We start from the raw sequence: 12239 nt of genomic DNA on the forward strand, positions 1-12239 counted from the left end.
GTACATAACAAACTGCATTAAAGGTACCGTATTGCCGCTCGAACCAACCACTTGATTACCTTCAATCCGGGCGATAAGCGTGGTTGTTTTTTCCGACTGCGTGACAAACCCCGCACTGGATAAGTTACTGACTTTTTCTCGCCATGGCGAGCGTGAAAGCAACACGTTTGGTACCGCCACATCCAGATTGCCAGACAACTGACTCACCAGCTGATTCAGGCCAAACTCACCCGTGGCGTCGCCACCGCTTAGCTCAAGGCGCATATCAACGCTAACGTCCCCTTCTGGAAGCGTCAGGCTTGCCGGCGACAAATTAACCGATAACCCCGACTGCAACAAATCCACAACGGCTTGTTCCATCGCAGACGCACTTCCCGGCGCCGGGCCCTCTTGCCACTGTGACGATAGCAATGCGATCTGAGACATAGCCGTATAATCAAGGTGGTTAGCATCTAACGCTACCACCAAGTTGCGCCAACGGGTTTGATCTGGCAACGTTATCTCACCAACGGTGAGTTGATTGGTATTATTCAGCGACCGCGCTGACGCCGATTCAACCAGCTCATTGCCAATTTCAAGCTCAACCTGAGCAAGCTGGACCGATTGACCATTGCCGTTATCTAGCTGCGCTTGCTCAATAGAGAGCGACTGATTACCAATCCATAATCCCTCTTGCAGATAACCTTGGCCGCTCCCTGTGATGGTATCAACTTTCAACTGCTGGCCATTATCATCATTAAAGGCGAGAGCAGGCAGTGAGAAGGTTGCTTTACCGCGTCCTTTGCGGTCAATCTCGCCTTTAACACTCAGCTCACTTGCGGTTAGATTACTGTTTGACTCCGAAAGCGAGAAAGGCGCCACCGTCAGATGATAGTCAGAGGCGCCGGTCAGCAGCGTATCAAGGTCTAAGCGAACCGGTGTCGGATTACCTGGCCATACCTTTTGAGTAATTTGTTGTAGCTCTGGGGTCATTACCAAGGTATTGCTCGACGAGACCCCCAATACACCGTGAGATATCTCTGATGTGATCTCGTAGGCAACCGGTAACCCTGACTGCTCCAATAATACTTTACTCTCGCCTTTAAACTGGACACGCGTAACCGCTTGTGAGCTTAAGTAGCCTCGCTCATAGCTCTGTTCCTCGAGCGTAAAATCTGCGGTTGTGCGTTGATCCACTTCACGCTCATACATTGAGTGTGCAATTTGGCCCGTTGCAAATGGCCAACACGCAACCACCGCAAGGCCGCCGGCAATGGCGCCATACTTTCCTAAAAACATGTCTTTTTTGCTCCAAGAACACGAAAACCGTTAGTGTAACCAAAAATAGACGCTGACGATAATATACTGATAGATTGGGATACAGGTTTAAGTTAGCAAGCATCATGTGTCTATCCACCGAATAGGTCACGATGGTCGCGCGCATTAAGGTTGCGAGGTTTAGCAGGATATGTTCATGAATGTCGACTATTTCGCATCATTGAAGCGAATAAATGCCTATAATCAAAGCGAATTCGCGACAAATCGGCAGAGTGTATGAACCCTTATGTGATATTGTGCATTGACCAAGACCCTCTCGCGGTGGAAAAGCTCTCTCACGACCTCGCTCCGTTTCGCGATGTCTTTGATCTATGCAGTACTGACACCCCTGACGATGCCTATGCGTTGTTACATGATTTGAAAGCGAACGAGCAACAGGTGGCGTTATTGATTTGTCATAACGCGCCTGGGAACAATGATGGCATTGATTTATTAGTCAACGTTGACAACCATGCCGCCAGTAAAGGGGCGCGTACTATTTTGCTCAGCGAAGCGCCGCAGTACGATGTCATTTTGCAGGCAGTCAATGAGGGTCGGTTAAATTATTGCATGCACAAGCCGTGGCGAGCAGATGAATTACAGCGGGTTGCAGAGAAAGAACTCACAACCTATGTCTTGCGGCATTGCCAACACGATTTATTGCGTTACAGCGAAGTGCTAGATCATCGCACCTTACTGGATGCGCAAGTCGAACGTGAGATTAACCAATTTCAGTCACAATTGCTCGCGCCAGCCGAAAGCAATAAAGCAGACATTGCCGACCGAGTGATTGCTGGCCTTTATGCCTTTTTTGACGGCAATGACGAAAGCCGTGCCTGCCGAACCTACAGCGCCAACCATGTACTCACGAAAGAAAACCAAGATAACGCCTTTTTATGGTTTATTGCCGAAGGCGACGTTGGGCTCTATAAAACCGATGATAAAGGGCAAGTGCACCATGTCTCTACCCTCTCTGCCGGCAGTTTGATTGGTAGCATGTCGTTTGTCACTGGCGAGGTCTCTTTCTCGACTGGGCGCACACTCACTCGCACCCGGGTGATCAAAATCGACCATACGCTATTTAGCAAAATAATGACCAGCCGCTCAGAGCTGTTACCCCTGTTTATTCAATACCTACTATTGCATTTTAACCAACGCTTAAAGCGCAGCATTGATACCGAAATCCAGCTACAGCAAACACTCGCTTCGCTGGATGAGGCCAATCGCCAGTTGCTAGAAAAAGAAAAAATGGCGCTTCTGGGCCAGCTAGTCGCCGGTGTCGCACATGAGCTCAATAACCCTGTTTCCGCGATTTTACGCAATAGCGACGCACTTGCCGACGCTTTAGAGCACGTCGCAAAAACGCCCCTTGATGCTGCCAGCCGCGAACAAGCCCTTACCCTTTTGCAAAACAACCGCGACAGCACCCCGCTATCAACCGCCACCGCGCGAGCACATACACGTACGCTAAGTGAAATGACCGGGAATAAACGCACGGCACGAGACCTGGTGAATATTGGCCTGTATCAACAAGATACGGTGACCAACTGGCAACAACGTTTGGGATCACATTTTGACACTGAATTGGCGACTTGGAAGCAATACGCCCGTTGTGGTCGCCTATTACGCTCTAATCATGTCTGTGCAGGTCGGATCGCCGATCTAGTCAAAAGCTTACGCACCTATGCGCGCCAAGACAGCGAACAGCGCCAGCGTACTCATATTATTGAAAGCATTGATGACACCCTGACGTTATTCGAACACCGACTCAAACCGCACCAATTAGAAAAGTACTATGACTGGGTGCCTGACATTATCACTCAGCCATCAGCTTTGGCACAGGTTTGGACCAACCTTATTGCCAACGCACTGGATGCGATGCCAGAGCCGGGCACACTTACCGTGACAGTTAAAACCCTTAACGACCAAGCATCTGGCATGATTCAAGTATCGGTGACGGATACGGGGATAGGAATGACGCAAGAACAGCAAGAAAAAATGTTCGCGTTAAACTACACCACCAAGCGCGAGGGGCATTTTGGTTTGGGTATTGGCCTGACCATGTGTCAAACCATTGTTCATCAGCAAGGGGGCGATATTCAGGTCCGCTCCCAAATCGGGAACGGCACCACGATGACAGTCACCTTGCCCATAGCACTCCCCGCCTCTGCCAATAAGGAGCCACAAACATGAGCCAATATTTAATTTTATGTGTGGATGATGAACGCGATGTCCTCGATAGCGTGATAGACGATTTGCAAGGTTTTACCGAACACTTTGAGGTCGAAGCCGCCGAGTCCGTTTCCGAGGCACGCGATGTGATTCGCGATATGGCCACGGAAGGAACACAACTGGCACTTATCTTGTGTGATCACATTATGCCAGATGAATTAGGCGTCGATTTTCTCATTGAGCTGGCTAATCAGCCTCAAACCGCTTCGGCACGCAAGGTCTTACTCACGGGTCAAGCAGGGCTGGAAGATACAGTATCAGCGGTGAATCATGCCAGTTTGCACTATTATCTCGCAAAACCGTGGCAGAAAGACACCTTAGTGAGCGTTATTGCCATAACCGCGCATTGGGTCAGAAATGCGTAAAAAAGCCTAAATGACGGGCGGATGTGCTTGTTTCAGCGCGCAATCGTCTTATAGAATGATTTCAACACCAATAACAAGTGGAATTGATAATGCGTAAATCTCTTTTAGCTAGCGCGATTGTCGCGTTGGCTTCTTTCAGCGCCGTGGCCAATGAAGAAGACGCCAACCTCACCACCATGAGTAATTTTAGTTACGATTACTTGGAAGGACGTGTCGGTGTTAGCCCCCTCACCTATGGTGCAGGATTTAGCATGTCTATTCACCCTAATGCGCACATTCGTGTTGAAGCAGATACCGAGTTTGATTCGGATTGGGATACCGCTGCAGGGATTGGTTTTCATGCACCGATCAATAACTGGGCAGACTTGACCGGTGAATTGCTTGCGCGCGGCGTCAATAAAGAGAACTTCAACAGCGATGTGGGTTTAGAAATCAATCTTGGTATTCGCCAATGGTTGGGGCCACAAGTTGAAGTGGGCGGTGAAATCGGTCTACTCACCGTGGATGATGAAGAAGATACGTTTGGCTCTGCTTACGGTCGATTCCACGCAACCGAACTGTTCTCGTTAGGCGCGGCATACCGAGTTAACGAGTGGTATGGCGATCAGTTTATGTTTACGACACGCTTTAAGTACTGATAGCGATACAGCCAAGATCAAAAAAACCCGCTTTGATGCGGGTTTTTATTTTTCTGTCAGTGACGAAGGCTCGCTTCTGCCCAGCCCTCAACGAATCAATAACATGGGTACCGTCGATTCAATCAGCAGCTTGGTGGTGTTACTTCCGACAAAGAACTGACGTAGTTTTGAATGCCCGTACGCCCCCATCACAATCATATCCACTTGATTTGACGCTTGATAATCTAAGATTGCTCGGTGTACTTCACCCGTGAGTTGCGCTTGCACAACATTGACGCCTGCCGCTTGCAATCGCTCAGCCGCCCGTTTAAAAGCAGCCAATTTCTCTTGCGAATCTTCTACCATCACTAAGTGACAAGTCATTCCCGCTAATAATGGGGTGACGAGCGCCTTCTCCACCAGCTTTTCGCTGATGTCACTGCCGTCAAATGCGAGCAAATAACTGTCAGGTGTCGAGAACTCACCATTAGCAATCAGCGTGTGTGCCTTAATTGAACGCACGACACTTTCAAGTTGTGAACCGATGGCTCTAGCATCACTTTGATGCACTTCACCAGATTTTCCCAGCACCAAGACACGCGTTTTCGCTTCCAGCTCAAGCAAGGTTTCAACCAGGTTGCCATGACGTTGCAAGGTGCTAACATCATTCAACCCCTTCGCTTTGGCGTCGTCTGCCAGCTCAGAAAGTAGCACTTTCCCATGCTTCATTTCGAGCTTAGCGCGCTGACCATCTAGCTCAACCAATTCTTGTAATAGTTGCTCTCGACTGCCTGCAGCTAAGTTACCGGATAGTTCAGGCTCCGGCTGGCGAGACGATTTATCCAGCACATGGAGTAGTGTTAAGGGTACAGACAGACGGCTTGCCGCCCAAATGCTCAACGCTGCCACTGGCTTTGAATAATGCGGGCCATCGACGCATGCTAGGATCCGTTGCTCCAAACCTTCTCTCCTCTTTGTTGAATATCGCTGCCCATTCACTCAATCATTTGCTGACAACGATCAGCTCTTTATCACATTTGCCACTATGCCATTGATAGTGACAGACACTCGCGTTTCGTAAAGCGTAAACCGGTAAAAAATTGATCCCGCCACCGTGTTTACTCGCACTTGTTTAACTGATTCATGGCATTACTCTCCTTTTCTGTCACTGAATATTCAAATACGTGGATATACTGGTACGAACAATAGCGAAAAAGAAAAGATAAGTCCGATAAGCGCATAAGCAACCTCATCAAGGGTCCAACCGATATCGATCATGACGCCGAAGATCCAAGGTGCCAGCGCCGTCGAAAGAATCATCATGCCAGTTACCAGTGAGCGAATGGCACCAATATGAGAGACACCATACATTTCGGCCCATAACGTATTAATAACCGGGTTGGTTGCCCCAATCGCCAAGCCAAACAAACACATAAAAAGAGGTGCAGCAATCGGATGGTGGACGTTAGCAATCACTATCAAGCCAAGAATAAGCGGGATAGGTATGAGGATGAGAACATTTCTAGATCTATATTTATCAATGAGGTTGCCAGACACAACCGAACTTAACCAATGCACAGCGCCATAGAATACGAAACTTCCCGCCAATACACTGGGGGCCCAATGCTTTGCGTCTAAAATAAAATCTTGCTGAATAAAAACCCCCGTGACAAGAAAAGGCGTGATTAGCGCCAGAGGTATAATCATCCAAAAGCGCCAATCTTTGATCACATGCCTACGGCTTGCATCACTCGCGTTACTGGCATGACTAGCGCCAGAGTAAGGCTGTTTAAGATCGGCTTTTTTTACCAAAAATAAGATAAAAGGCAGAAAAATAATCAAGATAGCCGCAGCGATAAATAACCAACTTTCTCGCCAGCCTAAAAATGCGATAAGCGCAATTAGCAGAGACGGTAAAACAACTTCTCCGAGGGCAACTCCGCTGCCGACGAGGCTAATCGCTTTCCCTTTATCTTGTTCAGCACGCTTAATCACGGTTGCTTGTGCAATATGAGGTAAAAAACCTTGACCACAAAAGCGTAGTAAAAAGAAGACAATCAATAACCCGATGATGCTGTCTACCGAATACATCAACAGACAAGCTGTCGTAAGTAATATCGAAAAAAAGACCAACAGTTTATCGACACGAATACGATCAACGACACCACCGAAGGTAATTACAAGTACACTACTGGTCATAGTCGCAACCGCATAGATGCCACCATAAGTCGCATCACTCAGTAACAGAGCGTCTTTAATACTGCTTCCATACCAACTAATAAAAAATGACTGACCAATATTGCCAAAGAAAATCGAAAAAAAACCAAAGGCAATTAATGGCCATTGGTTTTTTATTAGAATCGCATAGGATCGCGCTAACATATATTCCCGTTAATGGCTGAAATTACTTGGAAGTAGCTCAACGAATCGTTCTTCTTGAGGACGCGAATACTCATGCCTGTTTCTCCTCACAGACCACACAACGTTGTGCGCAAGGGTCAAATTCGAGGCGTTTCGGATTGATCGGTTCGTCACAATCGAGACAATATCCGTAGTCCTCGTCTTCAATCCGCTTAATGGCTGCTCTAACCTGTAATAAGCGTTCTTTTCGACGCCGCTTTTGTTCAATCGCCATCTGTTGGCCCTGCATCGCATCCATTCGCGACAAGCGGCCTACACTTTGTTGATCTAATATGATCGTACTATCCGCCCCATTTTGTTCACCCACCTCTAGCTCAGCCAACAGCTCGGCTTCTAACGCGGACAACTGAGCATGAAAATTATCAAGATCCATACCTGTATTCCTCAGCTATAAGCATTTGCCTTAATGAAAGGCTTACTATGACATTTTCCTCGATAGAGAGGAAATAGTGCGGCTCGATAATCCGTGATAGTGACGAATAGGCAGATCCTTACTGAGTGACGATGCCTTTTAACGCAGGTTGGTGAGGAATCAGGCGTTCATTCGAATTTTCACACCTGACTAACACACAAACGCCACGATCTGCGCTAGGCTTTGCGACTTCTTCATTTCGTCAGGATAAAAAGACAGCATGAATCCAGTTGCCGGGCCTTTCCCTCGAGATACCTATCGTTTCCCAAAGGGCCGCTTTTCGATAGTGAGTGTTTACAGCTTTACCAGTGCCGCGATTGTGGCCTCRACGATTTTCTCGCTCCTTTTATTTCTCTCGCTTGATGACAACCCGTTAATGCAGTGGTTGTTTGGCGCGCTTGCTGTCATTTTTGAAGCAGGTAAGTTTTATGCTTGGTATGAGTTTGGCGAACGTCGTGCCCACGGTAACTATACTGGCGCCGCCTCGGCACTCGGTTTTTATCTCATTTTGGCTCTAATATCGATTGGCGGTAGCATCGGCGGCATTAACAGTGCCACGAATGCAGCACAGAGTGAGCAGCAACAAGGCCAAGCCAAGGTCGCGGCTTATGACCGCCAAATTGAAGCAATTGAGCAGCAAATTGCACTGAATAACGAGGCCGCTGAACGGTATATTGAACTAGATAGAATTGCGACGGGTGTAGCACGGCTACAACGGGAAAACACCCAGTTGCGCAAAGAACAACAACAACTGGCATTAACGCGTGACAGTTTACCGGCGGTGGCTCAAGGCTCCGTTTTAGGACTCATCAGTAATCTCGCCAATACCTTAGGGGTGAGCACGGATCAGGCCCAATCTTGGCTGGTGATATTTCTTTCCGTCTTATTAGATTTATTCGCGGCTTTTTTTGTTGGCGTCATCGGTGAGGAACAACGCTTTCGCCACTGGTACCATCACCCACACAGCGGCCCTTTAAACGCGACTGCACCTGCAACATCGCGCAAGACCCAGACGGCCTCAGACCAAGCAACCTCCTTGCCTGAAACGCCTAACGATGAGACGCTTGGATTCCCTTATACCGATATAAAAACCGCACTTGCTGCCAAAACGATACGCTGTAGTAAAAAAGCGGTAAGCACTGAGTATGCGCTAAGCCAAGACACTGTCGATGCGCTTTTTACTCAATTGCAAAAAGAGGGGCTCGTCGCCAAAAAACCTAACCATCATTATCATTGGGTCGGTTAGACTAGACGGAAAACACAACAAGAAGGTGACCTATGCATAACGCTGCACAAGAGGTGCATGCTCCCAAAGCATCGCTATGGCGCGCATTAGGCGATGTTAGTCCGCTTTGCCTCGCCGTTCTCCCGTGGGGAATTTTATGTGGCTCATTAGGGCTGCAAATGGGCTTTAGTGCCTTGCAAACACAGGCGATGTCATTACTCGTTTTCGCGGGTGCAGTGCAGTTGTCCGGCACCATGATGGTCGGCAGTGCGGCTGGCCTACCCGCCGTGTTGGGTTCTACTTTGGTGATCAGCGCACGCCACCTGTTATATGGCGCACACTTTCGTCAGTACATTACTCCTTTGCCTCTCAAGTGGCGCCTCGGCCTTGGCTTCTTATTGACTGACGAAATGTATGCACTTTCAACCGCACATACTCGCAAGCACGATAGGTTTTCTAAACATTATGCCCTTTATACCGGCGCGGCGTTTTACATCGGTTGGAATCTTGCCACCTTAGCGGGCATTTTGGCGGGGTCACAACTTAAAGCATTGGAGGCCATTGGGCTCGACTTTGCCATTGCGGCAACATTCATCGCGCTCACGGTACCCAGTATAAAAACACGGCCCGTTTTACTGTGCGCCTTAGCGAGCGGTTTAAGCATGTTGCTACTCACCTATTACCAGATCCCCCATGCGCTGATTATGGCAACCGGAGTTGGCATGGCGTCGGGGTTGCTGGCTGAATCGCTACCCGCTAGGAGGATGACATCATGAACTACTGGTTAATGATCGTCGCCATGGCGTTGATCACCTTCTCCGTGCGCTACCTTCTGCTTGCACGCAGTGTACCTGTGCGCATCGGTCCTCGATTGCAACGGCTACTTACCTACTCAGCACCGGCGGTATTGACCGCGCTGTGGGTGCCGATTGTATTCTTTCCCGAAGATAAACTGGCTATCTCTACTACCAACCCTTATTTGCTAGGAGCGGTGGTTGCCATTGGCTTAGCGTGCACCCGTTTATCAACGTTATTAGTCGTCGGGATATCGATTGGCTTCTTTGTTGCCCTTCAGCTACAGGTGTTCGGCTAACGCATAGAAAAACAAAAGGCGGGAGCATTTACCCGCCTTTTTTATCATCTTCAATATATCTGTGATTCACATATGAACATCAGTTATTTTGAACATGTTGCTTTTGAACACCTTGCTTTTGAACACGTTGGTGCACGCGTGAGACGTGCACCAATCCTGTTAATTTGATACTCGGCTTAAGCAGAAGCTGCGCACTCCCGACGATAAAGAGCCAGGTGCCGCTTTCTATCAATGCATCATTGAGAAAAAAGAAGCTTCCAATCAAAAACCAGATCGCAATCAACAGGTCGTTAAATGCACCAAAGGCTTCATAACGACGCTGAATCGCAAAATGCTTATTACCAATATCAATATCCAGCTCTCGGCCATTACGCTGTATCATTTGCTTCCTCTGGACCTTGGTATTAATAATCGATGGCATTAACAGTCAATGTGTTGGCGTTTAATCCCCAGCATCGTCTGCACCATATTCAAGAAGAAGGTGACAGCACTCATGCCTAAAAACAACCATGCAAGAGGAATGAAGGCGAATAGCTCTTGTATCGAACTGTTTGCAGCTATTTGTGGTGTGGAAAGGTTGAAAGCGAGCAGGCAACCGATGCCGAGTAGAAAGAAGATAAAAGATGTACGAAAATGTCGCAGTAGGGTTAACATAAAACCTTTTTTAATTGCTTCAGTACCCTTTGTGACTGACTACTGTCTCAGAAGTTCCCTGTTTTTTTGCATTTTTTTCAAAAAAAAGCGTTCACCATGTTGGTACCAAGGTGAACGCTGGCCTACGTGATTAGCTTAACACCAATAAATCATCAAACCTACAGCTTGTAGGTCGAGACTTTGTCGTTCAGTTTCGTGGCTTGATGACGCAGATTATCCGCCTCTTGTGAGGTATCGTTAGCGCTGTGTACTAAGTGCTCAGACACATCCTTGATTGAGGTAATATTCTGTGTGATTTCACTCGTGACATGAGTCTGCTCTTCCGCTGCCGTGGCAATTTGCGTCGCCATATCACTTATCTGATTTACAGCCGCATCAATTTCACTCAGCGCCGCAGTAGCTTTATCAACATCAGCAACCGAGTCGCCCGCCAAGGATGAACTGCTTTCCATGGTCGATACAGCGCTAGCAGTCGTGGTTTGCAAGGTCTCGATCGTTGATTTAATTTCTTCTGTGGACGCGTGTGTACGTTGCGATAAGATACGAACTTCGTCGGCTACCACCGCAAAACCGCGACCTTGTTCACCCGCACGTGCCGCCTCGATCGCCGCATTCAACGCCAACAGATTGGTTTGCTCGGCAATACCTTGAATGGTCGATAATACGGTTGAAATCTCTTGCGAGTGTTTGTCCAACTCGGCAACGATGGTGCTCGCCTGCTTGAGTTCATCCGATAAGCGTGTGATCGATATTTTGGTATTTTCAACCACCGCACGCCCGTTATCGGTACTTTCCGTCGACGCTTGCGCTGTGCTGGCCGTGTGCTCAGCGTGAGAAGCAATCTCTTGCGTGGCGGAGGCCAGTTCAGTAACCGCCGTGGCCACCATAGTGACTTCTTGTTGCTGTTGATTAATATCATCTACGTTACGGTGAGCGCGTTCCGTACTGCTATCTGATTGCGAGGTCAACTGCTGCGCTTGTTCACGAATATGGCTGATGAGCTGATGCATACTGCCAACGAAAGTGTTGAAGTTTTTTGCCAACTGCCCCACTTCATCGTCGCTTTCTACCTCAATCCGTTGCGTAAGATCACCGCTACCATGAGCAATTTGTTCCAACGCGTTGGAAACATTGGTTAACGGCCTAAACAGTATATTAACCAGTAAGTTAAATAACAGCGTACATGCAATAACAACCGCAATAGTGACCGCAATTTGTCCCCACACATTCATCGCCGATTTTATCGTATTAAACGATAACCCTAGTTCACTGATGGATTGATTAAGCAGATCGGTGTTCGCATGAGTAAAGATATTGCCATCCTGGTTGGCAATAAACATATAACCACTGCCAGGCAAAATAACTTTCTCCAAGCCCTCGATGATATCGCCAATCTCTACATCTGCGCCCAACACCAAGGTTTGCCCATTAAACTGCAATGCTTTACCCAATGAGACAACATTCGCCCCCGTTGCTGCAGCTACCGTTGGATTATCCAWAAACACATTAGACGGCGAAGCCTTGGCATTGGTGTACCAGCCCCATTTTCTAGGGTCGTCATTACCAGGCGGCAACACCACCCCATTGGCATTATCTTGGCTACCGTCCGGATACGCGAGAAAGACATTATCAAATCCGCCCGAATCGCGAACCTGTTTGAGGTGAGTAACCATGTTGTCTGGATCCGCTTCGCGGGTCAGTGATGTCATGGCTCGCTCTTTGGATGCCACCCAATCCGACACATACTGATTATACGACGCTGTTGTACTCTCTAGTCGTTGCGCCACTTCTGTATCGAGTCGCGACAAAGAGGCTCTAAAAGAAAGCGCCTCGACCAGAAAGCCACCGATAATAATGGCAAGCCCGGCAGAGACCGCCAGCTTGTGCTTGAGGGAAAGTTTTTTAAACATAACTGCCTTGTTAG

The 12239-nt window shown here is 48.1% G+C and carries 12 protein-coding genes and 1 pseudogene; 6 read left to right on the forward strand and 7 right to left on the reverse strand.

Annotated features, from left to right (window positions below; translation table 11 throughout):
* The coding region (locus BZG79_RS05820; protein ID WP_077773939.1) for a DUF945 family protein at positions 1–1278 on the reverse strand (1278 nt) is incomplete at its 3' end.
* Between the two features lie 255 nt (positions 1279–1533).
* Between BZG79_RS05820 and BZG79_RS05825 the strand changes: the two genes are divergently transcribed.
* From BZG79_RS05825 to BZG79_RS05835, 3 genes and pseudogenes are all read left to right on the forward strand, one after another.
* On the forward strand, positions 1534–3489 hold the full coding sequence (locus tag BZG79_RS05825; RefSeq protein ID WP_077773940.1) for an ATP-binding protein: 1956 nt from the start codon (positions 1534–1536) through the stop codon (positions 3487–3489).
* Positions 3486–3848: pseudogene (locus BZG79_RS05830) on the forward strand (response regulator); the annotation flags it as partial. The gene BZG79_RS05825 and the pseudogene BZG79_RS05830, both read left to right, overlap by 4 nt.
* Positions 3849–3982: 134 nt before the next feature.
* Positions 3983–4531, forward strand: coding sequence for a hypothetical protein (locus tag BZG79_RS05835; RefSeq protein ID WP_021022772.1), 549 nt, complete (start codon positions 3983–3985; stop codon positions 4529–4531).
* Between the two features lie 87 nt (positions 4532–4618).
* On the opposite strand, the gene BZG79_RS05840 is transcribed toward BZG79_RS05835, so the two are convergent.
* The 3 genes from BZG79_RS05840 to BZG79_RS05850 form a co-directional block, all read right to left on the reverse strand.
* Positions 4619–5470: a universal stress protein gene (locus BZG79_RS05840; RefSeq protein WP_077773942.1), complete on the reverse strand. Its 852-nt coding sequence runs from the start codon at positions 5468–5470 to the stop codon at positions 4619–4621.
* A gap of 216 nt (positions 5471–5686) precedes the next feature.
* Positions 5687–6892 (reverse strand): MFS transporter, encoded by a 1206-nt coding sequence (locus BZG79_RS05845; protein ID WP_077773943.1) that lies wholly within the window; start codon positions 6890–6892, stop codon positions 5687–5689.
* A 70-nt stretch (positions 6893–6962) separates the two neighbouring features.
* Positions 6963–7304: a TraR/DksA C4-type zinc finger protein gene (locus BZG79_RS05850; protein WP_077461283.1), complete on the reverse strand. Its 342-nt coding sequence runs from the start codon at positions 7302–7304 to the stop codon at positions 6963–6965.
* 259 nt (positions 7305–7563) lie between these two features.
* Between BZG79_RS05850 and BZG79_RS05855 the strand changes: the two genes are divergently transcribed.
* The 3 genes from BZG79_RS05855 to BZG79_RS05865 are packed head-to-tail and all read left to right on the forward strand — an operon-like array spanning position 7564 to position 9661.
* On the forward strand, positions 7564–8589 hold the full coding sequence (locus tag BZG79_RS05855) for a Preprotein translocase subunit SecY (RefSeq protein WP_077773944.1): 1026 nt from the start codon (positions 7564–7566) through the stop codon (positions 8587–8589).
* Between the two features lie 32 nt (positions 8590–8621).
* Positions 8622–9344, forward strand: a complete 723-nt coding sequence (locus tag BZG79_RS05860; RefSeq protein WP_077773945.1) for an AzlC family ABC transporter permease — start codon at positions 8622–8624, stop codon at positions 9342–9344.
* Positions 9341–9661: an AzlD domain-containing protein gene (locus BZG79_RS05865; protein ID WP_077576527.1), complete on the forward strand. Its 321-nt coding sequence runs from the start codon at positions 9341–9343 to the stop codon at positions 9659–9661. Before BZG79_RS05860 ends, BZG79_RS05865 begins: the two co-directional genes overlap by 4 nt.
* A 79-nt stretch (positions 9662–9740) precedes the next feature.
* Here BZG79_RS05865 and BZG79_RS05870 read toward each other — a convergent pair whose 3' ends face one another.
* The 3 genes from BZG79_RS05870 to BZG79_RS05880 form a co-directional block, all read right to left on the reverse strand.
* The gene (locus tag BZG79_RS05870; RefSeq protein WP_077461280.1) at positions 9741–10043 is read right to left on the reverse strand and encodes a YrhK family protein; all 303 of its coding nucleotides are present in this window, start codon (positions 10041–10043) and stop codon (positions 9741–9743) included.
* Between the two features lie 38 nt (positions 10044–10081).
* Positions 10082–10315 (reverse strand): DUF3955 domain-containing protein, encoded by a 234-nt coding sequence (locus BZG79_RS05875; RefSeq protein ID WP_021022767.1) that lies wholly within the window; start codon positions 10313–10315, stop codon positions 10082–10084.
* A gap of 158 nt (positions 10316–10473) precedes the next feature.
* Positions 10474–12225 (reverse strand): methyl-accepting chemotaxis protein, encoded by a 1752-nt coding sequence (locus BZG79_RS05880; protein ID WP_077773946.1) that lies wholly within the window; start codon positions 12223–12225, stop codon positions 10474–10476.
* Positions 12226–12239: the final 14 nt, after the last annotated feature.

The sequence above is a fragment of the Salinivibrio sp. MA427 genome (genome assembly GCF_001996115.1).
GTDB classification, from domain to species: Bacteria; Pseudomonadota; Gammaproteobacteria; order Enterobacterales; family Vibrionaceae; genus Salinivibrio; species Salinivibrio costicola.